Origin of the sequence: Streptomyces thermocarboxydus (assembly GCF_024760485.1) — a bacterium.
Taxonomy (GTDB): Bacteria; Actinomycetota; Actinomycetes; order Streptomycetales; family Streptomycetaceae; genus Streptomyces; species Streptomyces cellulosae.
Genome location: NZ_CP058273.1, coordinates 3514675 through 3539759, shown reverse-complemented (window position 1 = coordinate 3539759; position 25085 = coordinate 3514675). Strand labels below are relative to the sequence as shown.

The window sequence follows — 25085 nt, the reverse complement described above, 5'->3', positions numbered from 1 at the left end:
CGCCGCCCGTGTGGCAGCGGGCGAAGGAAGCGAGGAACAGCCTTCATGGGCCGTCGGCTCGTACCGCTCACGCTGGACAACCTTCCGGACCTCCCCCAGCGCTGCCGGTCGTGTGTCTTCTGGGAGCTCGACCCCGTCAGCGGCGAAGCAGCGGTAAAGGCGGGCACCGCGGCGCTGGAGAAGGAGTCGTGGATCTCGGCCGTCCTGCTCGACTGGGGCTCCTGCGGTCGCGTCGTCTATGTGGACGAGGTCCCCGTCGGCTACGTCCTCTACGCGCCTCCGGCCTATGTGCCGCGTTCCATGGCGTTCCCTACCAGCCCGGTGTCCCCCGACGCGGTCCAGCTGATGACCGCGTTCATCCTGCCCGACTACCAAGGACAGGGCCTCGGCCGCGTGATCGTGCAGACGGTGGCGAAGGATCTCCTGCGCCGAGGGTTCAAGGCGATCGAAGCCTTCGGCGACGCCCGGTGGAAGGAACCGGCCTGTGTGCTCCCCGCGGACCATCTGCTCGCCGTGGGCTTCAAGACCGTCCGTCAGCACCACGCCTATCCGCGGCTGCGTCTGGAGCTGAGGTCGACGCTCTCCTGGAAGGAAGACGTGGAGATGGCGCTCGACCGGCTGCTGGGGGCCGTGCAGAAGGAGCCGGCCCTGCGTCCGCTCTGACTCCGCTCACACGAATGGGCCGACCCAAGAGGGTCGGCCCATTCGTGTTTCACGTGAAACATGCACCGCCGTGGTGGCGGCTCACCGCATTACTCGGCGATGAAGTCCTCGAGGTCGCGGACGATCGCGGCCTTCGGCTTGGCACCGACGATGGTCTTGGCGACCTCGCCACCCTGGTAGACGTTCAGGGTCGGGATGGACATGACGCCGTACTTGGCGGCCGTGCCCGGGTTCTCGTCGATGTTGAGCTTGACGACCTCGATCTTGTCTCCGTACTCGGCAGCGATGGCCTCGAGGGACGGAGCGATCTGACGGCACGGACCGCACCAGGCGGCCCAGAAGTCCACCAGGACGGGCTTGTCGCTCTTGAGGACGTCCTGCTCGAAGGAGTCGTCGGTCACGTTCTTCAGGGTGCCGGCCACGGCGGGCTCCTTAATCGTTGGTACGTGGGGAGAGGGGTCAGACAGTGGTCTTCTCGGGCTCGGCCTTCTCCTCGTCGGCGAGAGCGGCGAGGTAGCGCTCCGCGTCGAGGGCAGCCGAACAGCCGGTACCGGCCGCGGTGATCGCCTGGCGGTAGGTGTGGTCCACCACGTCACCGGCCGCGAAGACGCCCGTGACGTTGGTGCGCGTCGAGGGTGCGTCGACCTTCAGGTAGCCCTCCTCGTCCAGATCGAGCTGGCCCTTGAAGAGCTCGGTCCGCGGGTCGTGACCGATCGCGATGAACAGGCCGGTCACCGCCAGGTCGGAGAGTTCACCGGTCTTGACGTTGCGCAGCTTCAGCCCCGAGAGCTTCTGGTCGCCCAGAATCTCCGCGATCTCGCTGTCCCAGACGAACGAGATCTTCGGGTCGGCGAAAGCGCGCTCCTGCATCGCCTTGGAGGCGCGCAGAGTGTCACGGCGGTGGACGATCGTCACCGACTTGGCGAAGCGCGACAGGAAGGTCGCCTCCTCCATGGCGGTGTCACCGCCGCCGATGACGGCGATGTCCTGGTCCTTGAAGAAGAAGCCGTCACAGGTGGCGCACCACGAGACACCGCGCCCGGAGAGGGCGTCCTCGTTCGGCAGCCCGAGCTTGCGGTGCTGTGAACCGGTCGTCACGATCACGGCCTTGGCCTTGTGGACCGTGCCGGCGGTGTCCGTGACGGTCTTGATCTCACCGGTCAGGTCAGCAGCCACGACGTCGTCCGGAACGAGCTCGGCGCCGAAGCGCTCCGCCTGGGCCCGCATGTTGTCCATAAGCTCCGGGCCCATGATGCCGTCCTGGAATCCGGGGAAGTTCTCTACCTCGGTGGTGTTCATCAGCGCACCGCCGGCGGTGACAGCGCCCTCGAACACGAGGGGCTTCAGCGACGCACGGGCGGTGTAGAGCGCCGCCGTGTAGCCGGCGGGCCCCGAGCCGATGATGATCACGTTACGGACGTCGCTCACGGCTGAATTCCTCGTCTCTGGTCTGGCGTCATTCGACCGGTGGGAGCTTCTTTCGGAACTCTCACCCCACCCAACGGATCCTAAGGGGCCCGCATTCCCGCCGTGCCCGGGCACACGCGGAAGGCGCTCCGGCGGGCACGCCGGGGCCACACACCGTACGGGATACCACGCAGAGCCAAGACCACGCGTCCGCGGTCAGCGCGCGTAGGAATGCTTCAGCAGCACCTTCGCGGTGGTGGACGGAGAGGTGTTCTCCACGCAGGTCGCGTCGACGACATAGGCGGTCACCCGCGTGGCGTCGGAGGCGTCGGGCAGTACGACCAGCAGAGCGGTCCTGCCCTGGTACACACCCTGCTCGGTGGCCAGCGCGGCGTCGTTGCGGCCGATGCCCTCCTGGACGCACTTCGGGACCTCGGGCTTCGTCAGCACCCTGGGGTTCGCAGCGGAGGAGTCCGACTCCGTGCCGAAGGTATGGGGGGAGCGGGCTCCCTTGTTCTGCTCCGGGCTGCGTGCGAGGAGATCGTCGACCTTCTTCTCCAGCCTGCCCGCGGAGAAGGTGTCTGCGGCGGTCGTCGTCCGCTGCTCGTCGTCCGGTCCCCCGCCACCGTTCAGCGGCGACAGCACCACGGAGCCGAGACCGAGAGCGGCCACGGCGAATGCCGCCCCCAGGACGGCCCGGCGGCTCCTGCCACGCAGGCGCGGCTTGCGGCCCGGCCCTGTGGCCGAGGAGCGGGGGCGGCCCGCGGGACGGTCGGAGGAGGGCGCCGATGTTTCACGTGAAACATGGAGCGGTTCCCCGTCGGCCGCCGCTGCCGGGGCGGTGACGTTCTCGTCGTCGCCGTCGGTCACGGGGGCCGTGGCGTGCAGCAGGGCCTCGGCGGCCAGCGCCGCGTCGATGCGCCCCGCGACGTCCGCCGGCATGCGCGGCGGACCGGGAACCGTGCCGAGCAGTCCCCGGATCTCCTCCAGGGAGGCGTGGACGTCGGCGCAGAGCTCGCACCGGTCCAGATGCCTGCGGATGTCGTCCCTGCGGTCCGCCGGGAGGAGACCTTCGGTGAGGTCGGAGATCTCCGCGACGTCCGGGTGTTCCGCCTTGTCGGTCGTCGACGTCACGCTCGCCCACCTCCGCCCTTCACTGCAGCCGGGTCGTTCGATCCTGTGTCGGGTGGGTCCGGTCGCCGTGGACCCGCTGCGGGTGGGACGGATGTCCCCCCTTTCCGGTTCCGTCCGCCGCCTCTGTGGTCCTCCTCACCGGTGCCTCCCGGGCGCAGGTGGGTGAGCAGGGGCAGGAGTTTCGCGCGGCCGCGGGCACACCGGCTCTTGACCGTTCCGGTGGGCACGTCGAGGATGCGGGCCGCCTCGGCGACCGGGTAGCCCTGCATGTCCACCAGGACGAGCGCGGCCCGCTGGTCGGGAGGGAGGGTGCCCATCGCCTCGATGAGCTGCCGGTGCAGATCGTTGCGCTCCGCGGGCGCCGAGGCCGACTCGTGCGGCTCGAGCAGCTGCTCCAGACGCTCGGTGTCGTCGACCGGCGCGGTCTTCCGGGAGGCGGCCTTGCGGGCGCGGTCCAGGCAGGCGTTCACCGTGATGCGGTGCAGCCATGTCGTGACGGCCGAATGGCCGCGGAAGGTGTGGGCGGCCCGGTAGGCGGAGACGAGTGCGTCCTGGACGGCGTCAGCGGCTTCCTCGCGGTCCCCCAGCGTCCGGAGGGCCACGGCCCAGAGCCGGTCGCGGTGCCGCCGCACGATCTCGCCGAAGGCGTCGGCGTCGCCCTCGACGTGCCGGGTGAGCAGTTCCTGGTCGCTCACTCCGTCGTATGCGGCGCCGTCCGCCATCGGATCCCCTCCCTCGACGCAGCCGGCCTCAGCTGGTCACCTTGATGTCCGCGACCCGGCCACGCCACTGGCCGTCGTCGGCCTGCATGGGCAGCTCGGTCAGCCAGACCAGGAGGTAGCGGGTCTTCACCGTGTCCTTGGGCGCGAGGGAGACCGTGGTGCCCGACCCCTCGGCGACCTTGTCGTACGAGTCGAAGGAGGTCGGCCGGGACTCCGCGTCCCCGGGCGCCGCACGCAGTTCGACGGACGTGCTGCCGATGAAGGTGACGTCGACCTTGCCGACCTCCTGGGCCTTGCCGAGGTCGACGACGACTCCCACACCCGGCTTCAGCCGGCCGAAGTCGGAGCTCGCGTAGTAGCTGGTCTGCCAGTAGCTCTGCGGATCGCCGTCCAGGATCTTGGGCAGGTTCTCCGGGTACTCGGAGCCGTCCGCGCCGAACGGGTCGAAGTCGTGCAGCTCCGAGATGGCGATCGGCTTTCCGCGCACCGGCTTGGGTGCGTTCTTGTCGTCGCCGTCCGTCGTCTGGGTGTTGGTGGTGTCGTCGCCCTTGCCACCCTGGTCCATGAGCGCGTCCGCGAGCTGCCAACTGCCCAGGCCCAGCGCGGCGATCAGCAGCGCCGACACGGCCCACTTCAGCGCCTTGCCGGTGCGGCTCTGCAGCGGAGGAGGCGGCACCGGAGTCGGCTGGGTGACGCGGGGAGAGGCGGCGGGGCGACCGTAGGAGCCCTGCTGGTACGTGGTGCGCTGGTAGTCCGGCGGGGCGGTGAAAGCGGGCTCCGGAGGACGGATGCGGGGCATCTCGCCGATCGCCTTCACCAGCTCCTCGGGAGTGGTGCACGGCGACTCGTGGCGGGAAGCGGTGGCGCCGTCGTTGGCGAGGGCGCGCATGGCCAGTTCGGACAGACCGCGGTGGACGCCGGCCCGGACCTGGTCGGGCGGGATCAGACCGATGTCCTTCGGCAGACCTGACATCCCGTAGGCGTCGTTCTCGTACGGCCAGCGCTGGGTCAGCGCCGCGTACAGCAGGGCGCCGATCGACTCGGTGTCCGTGCGCTGCGGGGTGTCCGAGGCGGCCCCGCGCAGCGCGGCGTTGACGGCGAGACCGCGGATGCGCCACTGGCCGGTCGAGGTGCGCAGAACGGCGTTGGGGTTGAGGCGGAGATGGGCGAGGCCCTCACGGTGGGCCGCCGCCATGGCGCTCGAGACCTGACTGACCATCTGGTAGGCGTCGTACACCTCCAGTGGACCGGAGGCGAGGAGGGTGGTCAGCTCGGTGGCGTCGGGCAGCCATTCGTGGACGACGTAGACGAGGTCGTTCTCCTCGACGGCGTCGAGGACCTGGACGAAACGCGGGTCGCCCAGCAGGGCCGAGGAGCGGGCCGCCGCCAGCACGGACCGGGCGCGCGAGTGGTCCGCGGGCAGGACGTGCACGCCGACGGCACGGCGAAGCTTCTCGTCCACGGCACGCCAACTGCTGAACCCGTCCAGACGGGTGACGCACTCCTCAAGGCGGTAGCGTCTGGCCAGCTTGTGGCCGCTGTGCAGCTCCGGCGGCGAGGTCGTCGCGGGACCCTCGGTCCCGGTGCTCTCCTGTGCCTCGTCGTTGTCCGTGTCCCGCTCCCGGTTCTTGGCCACCCCGTCGGCCGTGGACTGGTCCGCCTCCGCGGTCAGCGACTGCTCGCCGCTGTTGTCTGCCACGTCGACGGCAGCTGTGCTCCGTTCCGCCACCGTCGTTCCCTGCCTCCCCATCCGTTGCGCGTCGGCCCGGCGTCCGTCGCGCGCAGTCCGACGCCGAACCCAATTGTGCCCACAGTCCGCCGCTATGCACGACACGCGGGGGCCGATGATGGTTGTGCGCCTACCCCCCGCCTCAGCGTCCCAGGCGTCCCCGGACCATACCGACCAGCGAGTTGACCTCCTCGATGCGCATCCGGCGCGCGGCGACGTAGAAGACGCCCAGCAGGACGGCCCCGCCGCCGAGCAGCGCGGCGAACGAACCGAGGACCTCCTGGCCCAGCACGTTGCTGATGCCGTAGCAGGCCGCGCCGCTGAGCAGGGCGGCCGGGACGGAGGCGATGCACAGGCGGGCGTAGGTCCGCAGCACCCGGGCGCCGTCCAGGTCGCCGCCCAGCCGCTTGCGCAGCCGGCGCCAGGCGACGCCGACCCCGAGGGCGTAGGCGACGCCGTACGAGGCGGCCATGCCGACGACGGCCCAGCGGGCCGGCAGCACCAGGAAGCAGAGGCCGGAGGCGACCGCGTTCGCGGCGGCCACGATGACCGTGTTGTAGAAGGGGGTCCGGGTGTCCTCGTAGGCGTAGAAGGCGCGCAGGACCACGTACTGCACGGAGTAGGGGATCAGGCCGAGGCCGAACGCCATCAGCATGTAGCCCATGTTGGTGGCCTCGCTGGTGCCCGAGGACCCGAAGATCAGGGTGCACATCGGGATGCCGAGCGCGAGGAAGCCGAAGGCGATCGGCACGATCGCGACGGCCGTGGTCCGCAGGCCCTGGGAGATGTCGTCGCGGACGGCTCCCGCGTCGTCCTCCGCCGCCGAGCGGGAGATGCGCGGCAGCAGCGCGGCCATCAGGGACACGGTGATGATGGCCTGCGGCAGACCCCAGATCAGCTGGGCGTTGGCGTAGGCGGCGAAACCGGTGCCCTCGACGTCCGAGTCCAGGCCCGCGGCGGTGGACAGCTGGGTGACGACCAGCGCGCCCGCCTGGTTGGCGAGGACGAACAGGATGGTCCACTTGGCCAGCATCGCCGCCTTGCCGAGGCCGTGGCCCTTCCAGTCGAAGCGCAGCCGCATGCGGAAGCCGGTCTCCCGCAGGTACGGGATCATCGCGAGCGCCTGCACCACGAGACCCAGCAGCACGCCGATGCCGAGGAGCCGCAGACCCTCCGGCGGGATGTTCGAGACCTGCATCTTCGAGTCCGCGGCGGTGCCGTAGACCCAGATGAACGTGCCGAGCGTGACGATGATGACGATGTTGTTCAGGACCGGGGTCCACATCATCGCGCCGAACCGGCCGCGCGCATTGAGGATCTGACCCATCACCACATGCACGCCCATGAAGAAGATCGAGGGCAGGAAGTACCGGGTGAAGGTCACGGCGACGTCGTTGGCCGCGGGGTCCGAGGCGACGGGGTTCGACAGCGCGCGCACCAGCAGCGGGGCGGCCAGCCAGGCGGCCGCGGTGAGTACCGCCAGGGCCACCATCACCAGCGTCAGCAGCCGGTTGGCGTAGGACTCGCCGCCGTCGTCGTCGTCCTTCATGGCGCGCACGAGCTGCGGCACGAACACCGAGTTGAGGCCGCCGCCGACGGTGAGGATGTAGATCATCGTCGGCAGCTGGTAGGCGACCTGGAAGGAGTCGCCGAGCAGGCCGAGGCCCAGGGCCGACACGATCAGCGCAGAGCGGATGAAGCCCGTGAGCCGGGACACCATCGTGCCCGCCGCCATCACGGCGCTGGACTTCAGCAGGCCGCCGGCGCGGCCGCCCTTCTTCGGCGCGGGTGCGGAAGCGGGTTCCGGGGCCGAGGACTCCGCCGCGGGGGGCGGAGTGGCGCCCGCGTAGTGGCCGGGCGTCGGGGACGCGGGTCCGGGCACCGGGGCGGCGGCGTACTGGGGCGGGCCACCCGCCGGCTGTCCGGGGTGTGTGCCCCCCTGGGGACGGACCTGGCCGCCGTTCCGGTCGGGGAAGGCGCCGCTCTGCTGCTGGTCGCGGAAGAGATGCGCGAAGGCGTCCGGCTCGTGGCGCTGCTCCCCCGCCTCGCCGACGAGGTCGTCCACGCCGACGTACTGGGTGGTGCGCGGGTCGTCCCCGTACGGCAGGTGCTGCGTGGGGCCGTCCGGCTCCGGGGCCGGCGTCCGGGCCCACACACGCGGGTCGGGCGCGTACGGAGACTGCGGCGGCTGCCCGTAGAGGGGCTGCTGCGGCTGCTGCGCGCCGGGCGGGGGCGGCGGGTGCGCCGACCGGTCGTAGAGCGCCTCGGCGACCGGGTCCTGGGCGTCGATGTCCTGCGCCCGGTAGGGATCCTGGGCGTAGGCGTCCTGGACGTACGGGTCGGCGGGTGGCTGTGACGCCTGGTCGTGCCCGGGCGGCGGACCCCCGGCGGGGTCCGACTCGGGATGGCCCGAGTTGGCCGCGGCGTCGCCGCGGTCACCGTCGTACGGCGCGTTCATGGTTACCCCACCTCATCGTCCCTGGCCCACCGGCCACGACCTTCTCAACGGTCCACTCTCTCACCCGTGCCGGACGGGTCGGCGCTTTCCGGAGCGGTGTCCGGGGCCGGGTCACTCGGCTGCTCCGGGGTGTCCTCCCGGGTGTCCGACGAGGACTCCTCGGTGGGACGCCTCCCGGAGGCTTCGGGGTTCTCCGCGTCGTCGGCGTCGGCGTCGGCGTCCGCCTCGTCCGCCGCGTCCTCCTGCTCCCGCTCCTCGGCCTGCCGGGCCGCGGCGCGCTTGCGCTGGGTGTACATCCGGAAGCCGGCCAGGACGAGCAGCAGCACACCGCCGCCGATGACCAGCATCACCGTCGCGGTGATCTCGGTGACCTTCACGTCGAACGTGACGGGCTGACCGTAGGGCCGGCCGTCCTGCGTGTACAGCTGGGCGACCACGGTGGCCCGGCCGTTGGCGTTGGCGTTCGTGGTGAACTTCACCGACTGGCTGTGGCCGCCGGAGACGGCGACGGGCTGCTCCTCGTAGGCGTTGCCGTCGATCTGCAGGCGGGTCGGGTTGGTGGACGTGAGCCGGAGCACCAGGTGCTCGACGCCCTGCACCAGGTTGTTCTGGACGGTCACGGGGATCGTCGCGCTGCGGCCGGAGAGCTTGGTCTCCGACTTCTCGATCAGCCGCACCTGGCCGCTCAGCGTGTCCAGATACGTCTCGACGCCGCTGCGGTAGATCGCCGCCTCGGCCGGCCGTCCGCGCCACGACGCCGCCATGCCCCGGTTGAGGCCGCGACCGAAGGGCGTCACCACGCGGGACTGGTCGGAGAGGATCACCTTGAAGCGGTCGAGCTTGTCCTGCGTCCTGGCGATCTGCTCGAAGGCCGACCGCGGGAGCTCCTGCTTGCGCAGCGACTTCGGGTACGCGGACGCCGGGGGCACCTCGGTGCCGGCGGCCGGGTCCGGCTTGGACTTCGCGGCCGCCGTGAGGTCCTGCGGCTGCGACCAGGTGCTGTCCTGGAGGGCGCCGACGGCCTCGGCCATCGTCTGGGCCTGGGCGGCGGACGGGGTGCGCTGCGGGGCGACCACGACGCTGCGCGGGCGGTCCGTCTGCTGGGCGAGGGTGAGGCTCTGGGCCAGGAAGCGCTGCACCGCCTGGGTGGAGGCGGAGGCCCGGGTCATGTCGCCCTCGAACACGGTGGACAGCCGCGCGTCCGCGACCACGGCCGTGGTGCCGCCGCCGATGGGGCGGGGCGCGGTGGGCGTGTAGGTGAGGTCGCTGCCGGTCTCGAAAGTGTCGCCGCGGACGATCAGCTTGTCGGCCCCGGCCGAGGTGGAGACCTTGACGATGGAGGGGTCGACGGCGCCCTCGACGGGCCAGGCGAAGTCCGTGCTGGGCTTGATGTGCAGGATCGACTCGACGGTGTCGGAGGCGACGTCGGTGGCCTCCTTGAGGTGGCGCAGCGAGCCGGTGACCGACGTGCCGTGGTGGGCGAGGGACGCGAGGTCGGGGTCGCCGAACGGCAGCGCGACGACCTCCTTGTCCGCCACCGCCTTCTGCACCTCGGTGAGCCACCGCTTGGCGACCTCCTGGTGGCCGCCGACGGCGTTCTTGTCGTCCGCGTTCCCGCCGGGGATCTCGTAGCGGGTGGTCATCGCCTCGACGGAGGCGAGCAGGTCGGGGTCGATCACCCAGGTGACGTCGAGGTCCTTGCCGAGGGCCACCATCCGGTCCAGACGGCCGCCCGGGGAGATCTCCGCGGCGAGTTCGTCGTCGTGGAAGACAGGTGTCTGCTCCTCGTCGGAGCCGGTCTCCGCCGTCATGTGGACGGTGGAGATCAGCGGCCACATGACGGTCGTCTTCGTCTTGGTGTCCAGCTGGTCCGGCTGCCACGGCAGGAACGTGTGGCGGACGCCGAGCGTCTGCTCCCAGGGCTGGTCGGAGGTCTCGCCGGTGAGGGTGACGGACAGGTCGTAGACGCCGTCCTTGCCCAGGTCCAGTTCGTCGGCCGGCACGGAGATCGTGTAGGGCTGCGAGACGCCGGGGGTGAGCTTGGAGAACTTCTCGGTGTACTTGTCGTCGATCTCCGCCCCGAGGGGGCTGTCGACGTCGCCGGAGTTCTTGGCGACCGTGTCGATGCTCGAGCGGGTGTCCAGCAGCGAGCCCACCCGCAGGCCGACGGAGGCGTCGGTGACGGTCTTCTTGCCCTTGTTGGTGACCGTCCCGGAGACAGTGACGGTGTCGTTCTCTGAGGGGGCGCTCGGTGTGAGCGAGTCCACGGAGACGGCCACGGAACCGTCGTCGGAGGCGGCCTGTGGCGCGGCCTGCGTCGCGGCCTCCGCGGGGGGCCCCGCCGGCAACTGGAGGAGCCCGGCCAGGAGAGGCGTCCCGGCGAGCACGGCGCCGGTGCGCCGCAACCAGCGGCGGGCAGGTGAGGGACTGGTCCCCTGGAAGTCTGCCGCCTCGGCCACGCGCTCGCCCGTCCCTTGTCGTCGTCAGTGGTCGTCGGAATGTGCGTCCAGGCATGGTAACGAGGTGCGAGGAGGGGAAGTGCCGTGGACCGGTGCCCAAGATCGAGCGACGCACGCCTTGTCCATGATCGCCACAGGTGTCCGTCTCCGCCTCTCTTTCCGGGCGCCCGGGGCCGTGCGGGCCACGTACCCTCTTCTGTTGTGCCGAACGCCAACGAAGCAACCAGTGCCCTGAGCCAGGTGCAGGACCGCGCCGTGAGTGAACTGCTGCGGGTCGCCCCTGTCGCCGACGACCTAGCCCGCCGTTTCCAGGAGGCGGGGTTCTCACTCGCGCTGGTCGGCGGCTCGGTGCGGGACGCGCTGCTCGGCCGCCTCGGCAACGACCTGGACTTCACGACCGACGCCCGCCCACAGGACGTCCTGAAGATCATGCGGCCCTGGGCGGACGCCGTCTGGGACGTCGGTATCGCCTTCGGGACGGTCGGCGCCCAGAAGGAGGCGCGGGTCGGGGACACCGACCGGAGCTTCCAGATCGAGGTGACCACCTACCGGTCCGAGGCGTACGACCGCACGTCGCGCAAGCCGGAGGTGTCCTACGGCGACTCCATCGAGGAGGATCTCGTCCGCCGTGACTTCACCGTCAACGCGATGGCCGTCGCCCTCCCCGAGAAGAGGTTCATCGATCCTCACGGCGGTCTGAAGGATCTCGCCGAGCGGGTGCTGCGTACGCCGGGGACGCCCGAGGAGTCCTTCTCCGACGACCCGCTGCGGATGATGCGGGCCGCGCGCTTCGCCGCCCAGCTCGACTTCCAGGTGGCCCCCGAGGTCGTCGCGGCGATGAAGGACATGGCGGGACGTATCGAGATCGTGTCCGCCGAGCGGATCCGGGACGAGCTGAACAAGCTGATCCTGTCCCCGCACCCCCGCAAGGGTCTCAGCCTGCTCGTGGACACCGGGATCGCGTCCTACGTGCTGCCGGAGCTGCCGGCCCTGCACCTGGAGCGTGACGAGCACCACCGGCACAAGGATGTCTACGAGCACACCCTGATCGTGCTGGAGCAGGCGATGGCCCTGGAGGGGGACGGTCCCGACCTGACCCTCCGCCTCGCCGCCCTGCTGCACGACATCGGCAAGCCCCGGACCCGCCGCTTCGAGAAGGACGGCCGCGTCTCGTTCCACCACCACGAGGTGGTCGGGGCCAAGATGGCCAAGAAGCGCCTGACCGCGCTGAAGTACCCCAATGACCTGGTGAAGGACGTCTCCCGACTGGTCGAGCTGCACCTGCGGTTCCACGGTTACGGCACCGGAGAGTGGACGGACTCCGCCGTCCGTCGTTACGTCCGGGACGCGGGACCGCTGCTCAGCCGGCTGCACAAGCTGACCCGCTCGGACTGCACCACGCGGAACCGGCGCAAGGCCGCCGCGCTCTCCCGCGCGTACGACCAGCTGGAGGAGCGGATCGCCCAGCTGCAGGAGAAGGAGGAGCTGGACTCCATCCGTCCGGACCTCGACGGCAACCAGATCATGGAGATCCTGGGCATCAAGCCGGGCCCGGAGGTCGGGAAGGCGTACAAGCACCTGCTGGAGCTCCGGCTGGAGAACGGCCCGATGGAGCACGACGAAGCGGTGAAGGCCCTCAAGGAGTGGTGGGCCGCACAGCAGGGCTGACAACGGAAGCGGGGTCATGTTTCACGTGAAACATGACCCCGCACACGCGTCGGGGGCGGTGTTTCACGTGAAACACCGCCCCCGAACCGTTCTTACTTGTCCTTCAGGCAGAGCAGGAAGCTCTTGCTGCCGTTGGTCTCCGTGTAGACGTACTCAAAGTCCTTGGCCTCGGCCTCGCACTTGCTCTGGGCCGTGAGCTCGGAGAAGTCACCCTCGATCTTGGCCAGCACCTTGTACTGCGCCGTCGCGTCACCGCAGTCCACGACCTCGAGGTCCGGGTCGTTGTCGTCCGTGCTGCCGCGGTGCATGCAGTCGCCCACGGCGGCCGTGTTGGCGTCGTCACGGCTCGCGATGTACCCACCGATGGCCACCACCGCGAAGATCACGACGATCACGACGTTCTTGATCGTCTTGAAGCTGATCTTGCGACCCTGCGGCTGCGGGGGAACCGGGGCTCCCGGCGGCGGGAAGCCGGGCTGACCGGCCTGCTGCGGGAAGGGGGCCTGGCCCTGGGGCTGGCCGTAGGGCTGCTGCTGGCCCTGAGCGAACGGGTTGCCCTGGGGCGGCGGAGTGGTCACTTGGGGGTCCCCCTAGTACATAGGTACGTGACGCGAAAGACGCGTTGATAAGACGCACGTAAGCTACCGGCCCACACTGACAACTCTGTAGCGAGATATGACTCTGTGGCGCTGATGTGACACTTACTGGCGCTCAAACCGGGCCATAGCCACCGCTACTGCTGCGTAGATAACGGCAATTGTTACCACCAGCGTGACTGAACGGCCGTCAGACGGGAGCACCAGGGCGGCCACGGCCGCGGCACCGACGAACGCCACGTTGAACAGCACGTCGTAGACCGAGAAGATCCGGCCGCGGAAGTCGTCGTCCACGGAGGCCTGGACGATGGTGTCGGTGGAGATCTTCGCGCCCTGGGTGGACAGGCCGAGGACGAACGCCCCCGCCAGCAACGGGCCGGAGGCGAACGGCAGGCCGAGCGCCGGCTCCAGCACGGCGGCCGCCGCGGCGCATGTCACGATCCAGCGGCCGGGCCCCATCCGCCCCGCGGCCCACGGTGTGAGCACCGCAGCGGCGAAGAAGCCGGCGCCGGACGCCCCCAGCGCCAGTCCCAGCAGGGCAAGTCCCTCGTCCGTGGTCGAGGACAGGTGGTACCGGCAGAGCATCAGCAGCATGACGAGCATCCCGCCGTAGCAGAAGCGCATCAGGAACATGCCCGTGAGCGCCCAGGCCGCGTCCCTGCGTGCGGGCGCCAGGAGATGACGTACGCCCGCCACCAGATCGGCGACCGTGCCGGAGAGTGCCGTGGACAGCCGGGGGTGCTCCAACGCACGCTCCGGGCCGAGCAGTTCCTTGGCGATGCACAGGGCCGACAGGGCCGCGCACAGGTAGAGGACGGCGCCCACGAGCACCACCGCCGCGTCCGAGTCCGCGACGACCAGCCGGACCACGAAGGCCAGGCCGCCGCCCGCGGTCGCGGCGAGCGTCCCGGCGGTCGGGGAGAGAGAGTTGGCGATGACGAGCCGCTCGGTGTCCACCACGCGGGGCAGCGCGGCGGACAGCCCGGCGAGGACGAAGCGGTTGACGCCCGTGACGCACAGCGCGGCCACGAACAGCAGCCAGTCGGGGACCCGGACGAGAATCAGCAGGGCGGTCACCGACGCCATCAGGGCGCGCAGCAGATTGCCGTAGAGGAAGACCTGACGGCGGCGCCAGCGGTCCAGCAGCACGCCGGCGAAGGGGCCGACCGCGGAGTAGGGCAGGAGCAGCACGGCCATGGCCGAGGCGATGCCCGCGGCGGAGGTCTGCCGCTCGGGGGAGAAGACGACGTAGGCGGCGAGCGCGACCTGGAAGACGCCGTCGGCGCCCTGGGACAGCAAGCGGACGGCGAGCAGGCGCCGGAAGCCTTGGAAGCGCAGCAGAACGCGCAGGTCACGGACGACGGCCATGGGGCACAGCCTCACATACGACGGGGGTCTCCGGGTCATACGACCCGGAGACCCCCGACTGCCCGCGGTGGTCGCGCTTAGCGCTCGACCTCGCCCTTGATGAACTTCTCGACGTTCTCACGGGCCTGGTCGTCGAAGTACTGCACCGGCGGCGACTTCATGAAGTACGAAGAGGCCGACAGGATGGGGCCGCCGATGCCCCGGTCCTTGGCGATCTTCGCGGCGCGCAGGGCGTCGATGATGACACCGGCGGAGTTCGGGGAGTCCCAGACCTCGAGCTTGTACTCCAGGTTCAGCGGGACGTCACCGAAGGCGCGGCCCTCGAGACGGACGTAGGCCCACTTGCGGTCGTCCAGCCAGGCGACGTAGTCGGACGGGCCGATGTGGACGTTCTTCTCGCCGAGCTCCCGGTCGGGGATCTGCGAGGTGACGGCCTGGGTCTTCGAGATCTTCTTCGACTCGAGGCGGTCGCGCTCGAGCATGTTCTTGAAGTCCATGTTGCCGCCGACGTTCAGCTGCATCGTGCGGTCCAGGATGACGCCCCGGTCCTCGAACAGCTTCGCCATCACACGGTGCGTGATGGTGGCGCCGACCTGCGACTTGATGTCGTCGCCGACGATCGGGACGCCCGCCTCGGTGAACTTGTCCGCCCACTCCTTGGTGCCGGCGATGAAGACCGGGAGGGCGTTGACGAACGCGACCTTGGCGTCGATGGCGCACTGGGCGTAGAACTTCGCCGCGTCCTCGGAGCCGACGGGCAGGTAGCAGACGAGGACGTCGACCTGCTTGTCCTTGAGGACCTGCACGACGTCGACCGGCTCCTCGGCGGACTCCTCGATGGTCTCGCGGTAGTACTTGCCAAGACCGTCGAGCGTGTGGCCGCGCTGGACCGTCACGCCGGTGCGGGGAACGTCGCAGATCTTGATGGTGTTGTTCTCGGAGGCGCCGATGGCGTCCGCGAGGTCGAGACCGACCTTCTTGGCGTCCACGTCGAAGGCGGCGACGAACTCGACGTCACCGACGTGGTAGTCGCCGAACTGGACGTGCATCAGGCCCGGCACCCTGGCCGCCGCGTCGGCGTCCTTGTAGTACTCGACTCCCTGCACCAGCGATGCGGCGCAGTTGCCCACGCCGACGATGGCTACGCGAACCGAACCCATTCCGGTTGCTCCCTGTGTGTACGAGTGAGGTCCTCGCGGACTCTCACGTGGCGGTGTCGCCGGGCGTATCCGGCCGGGGGTCGTCCCCCGGCCGGGGCAGGTCGCCCGTCGCTCCAGATGTGGTGTCCTGCTGAGCGGGCCCCCCGGCGGCGGACCCCTTGAGGTCCCGGCCGGCCCGCTCGCTCTCGATGAGCTCGTTCAGCCAGCGCACTTCGCGCTCCACGGACTCCATCCCGTGGCGCTGGAGCTCAAGCGTGTAGTCGTCGAGGCGCTCCCGGGTCCGGGCCAGGGAGGCGCGCATCTTCTCGAGACGCTCCTCCAGCCGGCTGCGGCGGCCCTCGAGCACGCGCATGCGGACGTCGCGCGACGTCTGCCCGAAGAAGGCGAACCGCGCGGCGAACGTCTCGTCCTCGTACGCGTCCGGTCCCGTCTGAGCGAGCAGCTGTTCGAAGTGCTCCTTGCCCTCCGCCGTGAGGCGATAGACGATCTTGGCGCGGCGCCCGGCCAGCGGTGCGGCGAGGGCGTCCTCGGTGGTGTTCCCCGGTTCCTCGATCAACCAGCCGTTGGCGACCAGCGTCTTGAGGCAGGGATAGAGCGTCCCGTAACTGAACGCACGGAACACACCCAGTGACGTATTGAGTCGCTTGCGCAGCTCGTACCCGTGCATCGGGGCCTCGCGGAGCAGGCCGAGTACGGCGAACTCGAGGATTCCGGAACGCCGGCTCATCGTCGCCTCCCCTCTGCCCCGATCGTGCCGCGATGGGCTCGTGTGCGGCTCACGGCCGCCTTTATGTCGCGCTGATGTATCGACTCGATACATCACGACGATAGAACGACCTTCCGGAGGCGACAAGAGGGGAGAGAGTGAACGGGGTCACATCACTGTTTCGTCGCGGGCAAGTTGCCTGATTTGAGGTGAACTTCTGGGCCCAGGGGGTTTTGGCGGTGCGTAGTCTGTGCGCCATGCAGACCACCGGGAACCGAGTGACGACTGGGGGCGTCCTTGTCCCCGGTGCAGTACGGATGAATGCGCCGAGCGCCGCATCCGTACTTCGGGGGGACCGGAAACCAGCCGCCGTTTCCAGGCGCGCAGAGGTGCGCCTGCCCGAGGAGTAGTCGTTCGATGAGCGAGCACCGTCGCAAACCGCCGCAGCCGCAGGGAGGCGGACGTGCCGCGGCCCGACGCGGCCAGTCCGGCTCGTCCTCCGGTCGCCGAGCGGCACCGCGAGGCGCCACCGGAACTCCGTCCGATGCCTATGGGCCGGGCACCCGCGGCGCGGGGGGTGAGGCCCGTCCCTACGGCAGCCGTGCCGAGGCACGACGCGCGGCACAGCGGGGAGGGTCCCGCCGCGCCGCCGGGCCGGGCCGCGGACGAGGACGCGCGGCCCCTCCGGCCAGGAAGAGAATCATCGACTATCCGCGCTACGACAAGGACGGCTGGCGCCGCTGGATGCCGTCCTGGAAGCTCGTGTCCGGACTGTGCCTCGCCTTCTTCGGCGGCCTGGTGGCCGTGGCCGGCATCGGGTACGCGATGGTGAGCGTGCCCACAGAGGAGAACGCCGCGGCGCTGTCCGAGAACAACGTCTACTACTGGGAAGACGGCACCCAGATGGTCGCCACCGGCAGCGGCCAGAACCGGCAGAACATCAGCTTCGACCGGATCCCCGAGGCCATGCGCTGGGCGGTGATCTCGGCCGAGAACAAGAGCTTCTACAGCGACTCGGGCATCGACCCCATGGGTATCGCCCGCGCGCTCGGCAACATGGCGCGCGGCGGCGACACCCAGGGTGGTTCGACGATCACCCAGCAGTTCGTGAAGAACACCTACCTGAGCCAGGAGCAGACGGTCTCGCGGAAGTTCAAGGAGATGTTCATCTCGATCAAGGTGGGCACCAAGCTCACCAAGGACGAGATCCTCCAGGGCTACCTGAACACCTCCTACTACGGACGCGGCGCCTACGGCATCCAGGCCGCCGCCCAGACGTACTACGGCAAGGACGCGGTCGACCTCACGCCGAGCGAGTGCGCGTTCCTCGCGGCCCTCCTCAAGGGCCCGACGTACTACGACCCGGCCGGCAACGAGAGCATCGACCCCTCGGCCAACGCCAAGGACAACCGGAGGCGTTCGGAGGAGCGCTGGGGCTGGATCCTCGAGCAGATGCACACGGACAAGCACCTCTCGACCGCCGAGTACCAGGAAGCGATCAAGAGGTATCCGATGCCCCAGGGCCGCAAGGCGACCAAGGGCATGACGGGCCAGATCAGCTACCTGGTCGACACGGCCAAGCGGTACGTCCTGAAGAACTCGGAGATCACCGAGGCGCAGTTCGACCAGGGCGGCTACCAGATCTACACGACCTTCGACAAGGACAAGGTCGAGGCGCTGGCCAAGGCCGTGAGGAAGGTCGAGAAGGAGAACATCGACCCGAAGCGCGAGAAGGACCAGCACGTCCAGTTCGGCGCGGCCACGGTGAAGCCCAAGGACGGCGCGATCGTCGCCCTGTACGGCGGCGCCGGCTACGAGAACGGCCACTTCAACAACAACGCCGACACCTCCGGCGTCCCCGTCGGTTCGACGTGGAAGCCCTTCGTGCTCGCCGCCGCGATGCAGCACGGCACGTACAAGACCAACGGTGTGGGCATCTCGCCGGCCAGTAAGTACAACGGCAACGACCACCTGAAGATCCTGAACAACGACGGCTCCTACGTCCTCAAGAAGGACAACACGCCGTTCTTCCAGGAGAACGAGAGCGACCACCCGTGGGGCTACATCAGCCTGCGGAAGGCGATGGAGCAGTCGGTCAACACGCCGTTCGTGCAGCTCGGCGTGGACGTGGGGATGGCGAAGGTGGCGGATGTCGCCCAGAAGTCCGGCATCCTCAAGGACAGCTTCGCCGGGCTGAACGCCTCGTTCGCGCTCGGTACGTCCACGCCCAGCGCGATCCGCATGGCGGACGCGTACGCGACCTTCGCGGCCTCGGGGAAGCAGGCCGACCCGTACTCGGTGACCGAGGTCAAGTACCGGGGCTCGGAGCTGTCCGGCTTCGAGAAGCCGCGGGTCAAGCAGGCGATGCCCGAGAACGTGGCGAACAACGTCACCGACGTGCTCGAGAACGTGATCGAGAACGGTACGGCCCAGCACGCCAAGGAGCTGGGGCGCCGGGCAGCCGGCAAGACGGGTACCACGGACGAGAACAAGTCCGCCTGGTTCGTCGGCTACACCCAGCAGTTGTCGACCTCGGTCGCGATGTTCCGTGAGGACCCCAAGAGCCACAAGCTGCTCTCCATGAACGGCACGGCCGGCAAGGACTCGATCCACGGTGGTGACATCCCCACCCAGGTGTGGACCGAGTTCATGAAGGCCGCGCTCAAGGGCGAGTCCGATCCCGGCTTCCCCAAGGCCGAGAAGATCGGTGAGGTCGCCGACGGCGTCGGCGCACCGTCGCCGACCCCGACCGAGACGGAGACCGAAGAGGCGTCGCCGTCGGCCACGCCGTCGCCGACCGAGACGGTGACCGCGCCGCCGTCGCCCACGGAGACCGAGACCTGCGGTCCCTTCGACTTCCGTTGCCGGGACGAGGAGGAGGCGAACGGCGGAACCGGGAACGGCGGCGCCGACAACGGAGGCACCGATGGAGGCGTGACCACGTCGCCCGATCCCACCGAGACGGAGGACCCCGGAGGCACCCGGGGCAACGGCAACGGCGGCCTCTTCGGAGGCGGCGGCTGAGCCGTTCGCTGCCCGATGTGGGTGTTTCACGTGAAACATGGGCCGCCGTACCCGTCGGGTACGGCGGCCCTCGCCGTATCACCCGACAGGTACGGCAGGATGTGCGGCATGCCCAGTGGAAAAACGACGAGCGTCCACGAGCCGGACCCGGTGCGGCCGACGGAGGAGGACCGGGTCGCAGCGGCCGGCAGCGAACTGATCGGGGGACCGATCGGGCGGCGCGCCCTGCTCGGCAGATCCTGGTGGACCCCGGTGCGGGTGATCGCGCTCGTGGCGATCGGTGTGTTCGCCCTCGGGCTGGTGCAGAAGGCGCCCTGCTACAACGGCGCCTGGTTCTTCGGCGCCAGTTCGCAGTACACGCACGCCTGCTACTCGGACATCCCGCACCTGTACCAGGGACGCGGCTTCGCCGACGGGCTGGTGCCGTACTTCGACCGGCTCCCCGGCGACATGGAATTCCTCGAGTACCCGGTCCTGACGGGCGTGTTCATGGAGGTCGCCGCCTGGCTCACCCCGGGCAGCGGCTCCATCCAGCACCAGGAGCAGTGGTACTGGATGGTCAACGCCGGGATGCTCATGGTGTGCGCGGCAGTCATCGCCGTGTGCGTGACACGCACCCACGCCCGGCGGCCCTGGGACGGACTGCTGCTCGCTCTCGCCCCGGCCTTCGCGCTGACCGCCACCATCAACTGGGACCTGCTGGCGGTCGCTCTGACGGCCGCCGCGATGCTGATGTGGTCACGGGGCCGCGCCCTCGCCTTCGGTGTCCTGCTGGGCCTCGCCACGGCCGCCAAGCTCTATCCCGTGCTGCTCCTCGGCCCCCTGCTCGTGCTGTGCTGGCGTGCGGGCCGGTGGCGGGAGTACTGCACGGCGCTCGGCGGGGCCGCCGTCGCCTGGATCGTCGTGAACGGGCCGGTGATGCTGTTCGCCTTCGACGGCTGGTCGAAGTTCTACACGTTCAGCCAAGAACGCGGCGTCGACTTCGGGTCCTTCTGGCTGATCCTGGCGCAGAACTCGGACGACCCCATCGCCACCGAGACGGTCAACACACTCGCGACGCTGCTGATGCTGCTCTGCTGCGTGGGCGTGGCCGCCCTGACGCTCACGGCGCCGCGCCGGCCGCGCTTCGCCCAGTTGGCCTTCCTGATCGTCGCGGCGTTCATCCTCACCAACAAGGTCTACTCGCCGCAGTACGTGCTGTGGCTGGTGCCCCTCGCCGCGCTGGCCCGGCCCAAGTGGCGTGACTTCCTGATCTGGCAGGCCTGCGAGGTGACGTACTTCCTGGGCATCTGGATGTACCTCGCGTACACGACCAGCGGGGACTCCCACAAGGGACTGCCCACCGACGGCTACCACTGGGCCATCGGCGCGCACCTGGCGGGGACGCTCTTCCTGTGCGTCATGGTCGTCCGCGACATCCTGATGCCCGAGCGGGACCCGGTGCGCCGCTCCGGCGACGACGACCCCTCAGGAGGCGTGCTGGACGGAGCCGAGGACGTCTTCGTGCTCGGCCCCGCGGCGCGTCCCGCGCAGCATGCGGCCCACTTCGAGGCGCCTCGGGTCAACTGGGGCAGGACGGAGGCCGGCGGCGGTTCGCTCTGAGTGAACCCCCGGAGGCGCCGCCCCCGGACCACGCGAAGGGCCGTGCACGGACGTTTCCGTGCACGGCCCTTCGCGTGAGGTCCCGGTGTCGTCTCAGCGGTCGACGAGCCGGTCGAACTGGGTGGTGGTGTGCCGCAAATGGGCCACCAGCTCCTCGCCGACCTGGGGCTCCGGCGCGTCGGACGGCACGAACAGGATGGACACCTGCATGTGCGGCGGCTCGGCGAACCAGCGCTGTTTGCCGGCCCACACGAACGGCGAGAGGTTCCGGTTGACGGTCGCGAGGCCCGCCCGGGCGACGCCCTTGGCACGCGGCATGACGCCGTGCAGGGCCTTGGGGGCCTCCAGACCCACCCCGTGGGACGTTCCGCCCGCCACGACCACCAGGAAGCCGTCGGAGGCGGCCTTCTGCTGCCGGTAGCCGAACCGGTCCCCCTTGGCGACCCGGGTGACGTCTAGGACCGCGCCGCGGTACTCGGTGGCCTCGTGGTCCCCCAGCCAGAGCCGGGTGCCGATCCGGGCGCGGAAGCGGGTCTGCGGGAACTGCTGCTGGAGACGGGCCAGCTCGTCGGCCTTGAGGTGGCTGACGAACATCGTGTGCAGCGGCAGACGGGCCGCCCGCAGCCGGTCCATCCAGCCGATGACCTCCTCGACGGCGTCGGAGCCGTCGGTGCGGTCCAGCGGGAGGTGGATGGCGAAGCCCTCCAGCCGCACGTTCTCTATCGCGGCGTGCAGCTGGGGCAGGTCCTGCTCGCTGATGCCGTGCCGCTTCATGGAGGACATCACCTCGATGACGACGCGGGCGCCGACCAGGCCGTACACGCCGTCGACCGACGACACCGAGCGGATGACCCGGTCGGGCAGCGGCACCGGCTCCTCGCCCCGCCGGTACGGCGTCAGCACCAGCAGGTCACCGCCGAACCAGTCCTTGATCCGCGCGGCCTCGTACGTCGTGCCGACGGCCAGGACGTCCGTGCCCAGCCGTGTGGCCTCCTCGGCGAGACGCTCGTGGCCGAAGCCGTAGCCGTTGCCCTTGCAGACGGGGACGAGCCCCGGGAACTGCTCCTGCACGTGCTTGTGATGCGCCCGCCAGCGCGCGGTGTCGACGTAGAGCGTGAGCGCCATGGCCGGACCTGGAACCTTTCTCGTGGCTGCGGTGTAACAAAGGTATGGGAGGCGACGAAGCCGTCGGGCTACGAAGACGGATACCGCGCCGAAGCGCGGGTCAGCGGCGGGACATGTAGATGTCGAGCGCCTTGTGGAGCAGCTTGTTGAGCGGGAAGTCCCACTCGCCGAGGTACTCGGCCGCCTGCCCGCCGGTGCCGACCTTGAACTGGATCAGGCCGAAGAGGTGGTCGGTCTCGTCCAGCGAGTCGGAGATGCCGCGGAGGTCGTAGACGGTGGCGCCGAGCGCGTAGGCGTCGCGCAGCATCCGCCACTGCATCGCGTTCGAGGGCCGGACCTCACGGCCGATGTTGTCGGAGGCGCCGTAGGAGTACCAGACGTGCCCGCCGACGATCAGCATGGTCGCCGCGGACAGGTTCACGCCGTTGTGCCGCGCGAAGTACAGCCGCATGCGGTTGGGGTCCTCGGTGTTGAGGGCCGTCCACATCCGCTGGAAGTACGACAGCGGGCGCGGCCGGAAGTGGTCGCGCACGGCGGTGATCTCGTACAGCCGCTGCCACTCGGGCAGGTCCTCGTAGCCGCCCTGGACGACCTCAACGCCGGCCTTCTCGGCCTTCTTGATGTTGCGGCGCCACAGCTGGTTGAAGTTCTTGTGGACCTCTTCGAGCGAGCGGTTCGCCAGCGGCACCTGGTAGACGTAGCGCGGCTGGACGTCGCCGAAGCCGGCGCCGCCGTCCTCGCCCTGCTGCCAGCCCATACGGCGCAGCTTGTCCGCGACCTCGAAGGCGCGGGGCTCGATGAAGTCGGCCTCCAGGTCACGCAGGCGCTTGACGTCCTGGTCCTGGATGCCCCGCTTGATGGTCGAGGCCTCCCAGCGGCGGATGATCACCGGCGGGCCCATCTTCACGGAGAAGGCGCCCTGCTGCTTCAGGTGGGCGAGCATCGGCTCGATCCACTCCTGCAGGTTCGGCGCGAACCAGTTGATGACCGGGCCCTCGGGCAGGTAGGCGAGGTACCGCTTGATCTTGGGCAGCTGCCGGTAGAGCACCAGACCCGCGCCGACCATCTCGCCGGTGCGCTCGTCGAACCAGCCGAGGTTCTCCGAGCGCCACTCCGCCTTCACGTCTGCCCAGGCCGGGACCTGCATGTGGCTCGCCGACGGCAGGCTCTGGATGTATGCCAGATGCTGCTCGCGACTGATGGTCCTCAGGGTCAGGCTCATTCGGGGCGCTCCTCGGGCTGGTGTGTCCCCATGGGTTCAGGGGCTCCGGCTCTCGCGCGAAGCCTACTGCGCCCGGGGTGCGGCCCGTCTGGGCGCACGGGACCTTCGTCCCGGCCGCCGGCCGGCTGGGACGTCCATGACGATGTGCGGTTGTGGCGGGTGGCGTGCGGCGTCAGTCGACGACTCCGCCGAAGAGTCCGCCGTGCGCCATACCCAGGAAGAAACCGACCGCCGACAGGCCGAGGCCCAGGATCAGCCCGAAGCGCCCGCGCGTCGTGACGGAGACCCACTGGCCGTACGCCCCGGTCAGGATGCCGATCAGGCCGGTCCAGGAGCTGAGCAGGTGCAGGTTGTGGAACTGCGCCGAGATGAAGGCGGTGAGCCCCAGCGCCAGGGTCACCGCGAGCAGGGTGTCCTGGAGCGGATGGGGCTTGCCGTCGGAGGCGAAGAGTCCGCCGGCGGTGTTGGGTCGCATTGCCTGTGCCATGGGCACCTCCTGCGAAGGGCGGCGCATCGTAGCGCCGTACACACCCGATGTGTCCAGATTGACGGTCCTCACGGCCGGATTTCAACCGGAAGCCGCTGTGCGGGTACTCTGTAGCGTCTGCACCGGTGTCTGTCCGGACAGAGCCAGGCAGGAGCAGGAGAGGGTCACGGCCCCTCCGTCCGGCCCGGAAGCCCGCCGCCCGACCTGATTGTCAGTGGCGGCTGTTCTACTGACAGGCAACGTTGCGCAACGCATCACGACCCTCCTGCCACGGAACGACCGTGGCCGCTGAGTCCAAAGGAGGTGGGTTCCACATGCGTCACTACGAGGTGATGGTCATCCTCGACCCCGATCTCGAGGAGCGCGCTGTCTCCCCGCTGATCGAGAACTTCCTCTCTGTCGTCCGTGACGGCGGCGGAAAGGTCGAGAAGGTCGACACCTGGGGCCGTCGTCGTCTCTCGTACGAGATCAAGAAGAAGCCCGAGGGCATCTACTCGGTCATCGACCTGCAGGCCGAGCCTGCGGTCGTCAAGGAGCTCGACCGCCAGATGAACCTGAACGAGTCGGTCCTCCGGACCAAGGTCCTCCGTCCCGAGACCCACTGAGCTCCGCTCAGCTGATCCCGGGATCCGAGTAGCAGCACAAGCAGCCAGCAGCAAACCCGCCGAGAGGTTCCCCCATGGCAGGCGAGACCGTCATCACGGTCGTCGGCAATCTTGTCGACGACCCCGAGCTGCGCTTCACCCCGTCCGGTGCGGCCGTCGCGAAGTTCCGTGTCGCGTCGACCCCCCGCACCTTCGACCGTCAGACGAACGAGTGGAAGGACGGCGAGAGCCTGTTCCTGACCTGCTCCGTCTGGCGTCAGGCGGCGGAGAACGTCGCCGAGTCGCTCCAGCGAGGCATGCGCGTCATCGTGCAGGGCCGGCTGAAGCAGCGGTCCTACGAGGACCGTGAGGGCGTCAAGCGCACGGTCTACGAGCTGGACGTCGAGGAAGTCGGCGCCAGCCTGCGCAACGCCACGGCCAAGGTCACCAAGACCACCGGCCGCGGTGGCCAGGGCGGCTACGGCGGCGGTGGCGGCGGCGGCCAGGGTGGCGGCGGCTGGGGCGGCGGCCCCGGCGGCGGCCAGCAGGGCGGCGGCGCTCCCGCCGACGACCCGTGGGCGACCGGCGCTCCCGCCGGTGGCCAGCAGGGTGGTGGCGGCGGCTGGGGCGGTGGCTCCGGCGGCAGCGGCGGCGGCTACTCGGACGAGCCCCCCTTCTAGGGCGGGCCGTACCCACACTTCTTGATCACACAGGAGAATCACCATGGCGAAGCCGCCTGTGCGCAAGCCGAAGAAGAAGGTCTGCGCATTCTGCAAGGACAAGGTCACGTACGTGGACTACAAGGACACGAACATGCTGCGGGAGTTCATTTCCGACCGCGGCAAGATCCGTGCCCGCCGCGTGACCGGCAACTGCACGCAGCACCAGCGTGACGTCGCCACGGCCGTGAAGAACAGCCGTGAGATGGCGCTGCTGCCCTACACCTCCACCGCGCGATAAGGGAAGGGTGA

General features: G+C 69.6%; 21 protein-coding genes. 7 read left to right on the top strand and 14 right to left on the bottom strand.

Features of this window, described 5'->3' with window-relative positions; all coding sequences use genetic code 11:
* The first annotated feature begins 45 nt into the window (after positions 1 to 45).
* A complete protein-coding gene (locus AY578_RS16300) occupies positions 46 to 663 on the top strand; it encodes a GNAT family N-acetyltransferase (RefSeq protein ID WP_028960855.1) in 618 nt (205 codons plus the stop codon).
* Positions 664 to 752: 89 nt separating this feature from the next.
* Here AY578_RS16300 and trxA read toward each other — a convergent pair whose 3' ends face one another.
* From trxA to AY578_RS16265, 7 genes are all read right to left on the bottom strand, one after another.
* The gene (gene trxA / locus AY578_RS16295) at positions 753 to 1085 is read right to left on the bottom strand and encodes a thioredoxin (RefSeq protein WP_003991504.1); all 333 of its coding nucleotides are present in this window, start codon (positions 1083 to 1085) and stop codon (positions 753 to 755) included.
* A 37-nt stretch (positions 1086 to 1122) separates the two neighbouring features.
* Positions 1123 to 2091, bottom strand: a complete 969-nt coding sequence (gene trxB / locus AY578_RS16290; protein ID WP_019525375.1) for a thioredoxin-disulfide reductase — start codon at positions 2089 to 2091, stop codon at positions 1123 to 1125.
* A gap of 195 nt (positions 2092 to 2286) precedes the next feature.
* Positions 2287 to 3204, bottom strand: coding sequence for an RsmA family anti-sigma factor (locus tag AY578_RS16285; protein ID WP_019525374.1), 918 nt, complete (start codon positions 3202 to 3204; stop codon positions 2287 to 2289).
* A complete protein-coding gene (sigM, locus tag AY578_RS16280; protein WP_019525373.1) occupies positions 3201 to 3926 on the bottom strand; it encodes an RNA polymerase sigma factor SigM in 726 nt (241 codons plus the stop codon). The genes AY578_RS16285 and sigM overlap by 4 nt, the downstream gene beginning before the upstream one ends.
* A 28-nt stretch (positions 3927 to 3954) precedes the next feature.
* Complete coding sequence (locus AY578_RS16275) at positions 3955 to 5655, bottom strand: protein kinase family protein (RefSeq protein ID WP_026243904.1); 1701 nt, start codon at positions 5653 to 5655, stop codon at positions 3955 to 3957.
* A gap of 142 nt (positions 5656 to 5797) precedes the next feature.
* Entirely contained in the window at positions 5798 to 8113 is a 2316-nt protein-coding gene (murJ, locus tag AY578_RS16270; RefSeq protein WP_028960856.1) for a murein biosynthesis integral membrane protein MurJ, read from the bottom strand.
* Positions 8114 to 8157: 44 nt separating this feature from the next.
* Positions 8158 to 10572: a DUF6049 family protein gene (locus tag AY578_RS16265; protein ID WP_026243903.1), complete on the bottom strand. Its 2415-nt coding sequence runs from the start codon at positions 10570 to 10572 to the stop codon at positions 8158 to 8160.
* Positions 10573 to 10773: 201 nt separating this feature from the next.
* Between AY578_RS16265 and AY578_RS16260 the strand changes: the two genes are divergently transcribed.
* Positions 10774 to 12240 (top strand): CCA tRNA nucleotidyltransferase, encoded by a 1467-nt coding sequence (locus AY578_RS16260; protein ID WP_258902855.1) that lies wholly within the window; start codon positions 10774 to 10776, stop codon positions 12238 to 12240.
* 92 nt (positions 12241 to 12332) lie between these two features.
* On the opposite strand, the gene AY578_RS16255 is transcribed toward AY578_RS16260, so the two are convergent.
* The 4 genes from AY578_RS16255 to AY578_RS16240 all read right to left on the bottom strand — a co-directional run bounded on the left by AY578_RS16255 (position 12333) and on the right by AY578_RS16240 (position 16091).
* Positions 12333 to 12818, bottom strand: coding sequence for an LppU/SCO3897 family protein (locus AY578_RS16255; RefSeq protein ID WP_019525368.1), 486 nt, complete (start codon positions 12816 to 12818; stop codon positions 12333 to 12335).
* 123 nt (positions 12819 to 12941) lie between these two features.
* Entirely contained in the window at positions 12942 to 14204 is a 1263-nt protein-coding gene (locus AY578_RS16250) for an MFS transporter (RefSeq protein WP_028960858.1), read from the bottom strand.
* A gap of 77 nt (positions 14205 to 14281) precedes the next feature.
* A complete protein-coding gene (locus tag AY578_RS16245; RefSeq protein ID WP_019525366.1) occupies positions 14282 to 15364 on the bottom strand; it encodes an inositol-3-phosphate synthase in 1083 nt (360 codons plus the stop codon).
* A gap of 43 nt (positions 15365 to 15407) precedes the next feature.
* Positions 15408 to 16091: a PadR family transcriptional regulator gene (locus tag AY578_RS16240; RefSeq protein ID WP_019525365.1), complete on the bottom strand. Its 684-nt coding sequence runs from the start codon at positions 16089 to 16091 to the stop codon at positions 15408 to 15410.
* A gap of 723 nt (positions 16092 to 16814) precedes the next feature.
* On the opposite strand from AY578_RS16240, the gene AY578_RS16235 reads away from it, so the two are divergent.
* Both AY578_RS16235 and AY578_RS16230 read left to right on the top strand, forming a co-directional pair.
* Positions 16815 to 19094: a transglycosylase domain-containing protein gene (locus tag AY578_RS16235; RefSeq protein WP_019525364.1), complete on the top strand. Its 2280-nt coding sequence runs from the start codon at positions 16815 to 16817 to the stop codon at positions 19092 to 19094.
* A gap of 99 nt (positions 19095 to 19193) precedes the next feature.
* Entirely contained in the window at positions 19194 to 20696 is a 1503-nt protein-coding gene (locus tag AY578_RS16230; protein WP_026243902.1) for a glycosyltransferase family 87 protein, read from the top strand.
* A 93-nt stretch (positions 20697 to 20789) separates the two neighbouring features.
* On the opposite strand, the gene AY578_RS16225 is transcribed toward AY578_RS16230, so the two are convergent.
* The 3 genes from AY578_RS16225 to AY578_RS16215 all read right to left on the bottom strand — a co-directional run bounded on the left by AY578_RS16225 (position 20790) and on the right by AY578_RS16215 (position 23530).
* On the bottom strand, positions 20790 to 21821 hold the full coding sequence (locus AY578_RS16225) for an alanine racemase (RefSeq protein WP_019525362.1): 1032 nt from the start codon (positions 21819 to 21821) through the stop codon (positions 20790 to 20792).
* 100 nt (positions 21822 to 21921) lie between these two features.
* On the bottom strand, positions 21922 to 23043 hold the full coding sequence (gene femX / locus AY578_RS16220; protein ID WP_019525361.1) for a peptidoglycan bridge formation glycyltransferase FemX: 1122 nt from the start codon (positions 23041 to 23043) through the stop codon (positions 21922 to 21924).
* A 172-nt stretch (positions 23044 to 23215) separates the two neighbouring features.
* Complete coding sequence (locus AY578_RS16215; protein ID WP_026243901.1) at positions 23216 to 23530, bottom strand: hypothetical protein; 315 nt, start codon at positions 23528 to 23530, stop codon at positions 23216 to 23218.
* Between the two features lie 314 nt (positions 23531 to 23844).
* Here AY578_RS16215 and rpsF point away from each other — a divergent pair, with 314 nt between their 5' ends.
* The 3 genes from rpsF (at position 23845) to rpsR (ending at position 25074) form a co-directional block, all read left to right on the top strand.
* The gene (gene rpsF, locus AY578_RS16210; protein ID WP_004985983.1) at positions 23845 to 24135 is read left to right on the top strand and encodes a 30S ribosomal protein S6; all 291 of its coding nucleotides are present in this window, start codon (positions 23845 to 23847) and stop codon (positions 24133 to 24135) included.
* A 74-nt stretch (positions 24136 to 24209) separates the two neighbouring features.
* Complete coding sequence (locus AY578_RS16205) at positions 24210 to 24794, top strand: single-stranded DNA-binding protein (protein WP_019525359.1); 585 nt, start codon at positions 24210 to 24212, stop codon at positions 24792 to 24794.
* Between the two features lie 43 nt (positions 24795 to 24837).
* Positions 24838 to 25074, top strand: a complete 237-nt coding sequence (gene rpsR / locus AY578_RS16200; RefSeq protein WP_258902852.1) for a 30S ribosomal protein S18 — start codon at positions 24838 to 24840, stop codon at positions 25072 to 25074.
* Positions 25075 to 25085 lie beyond the last annotated feature (11 nt).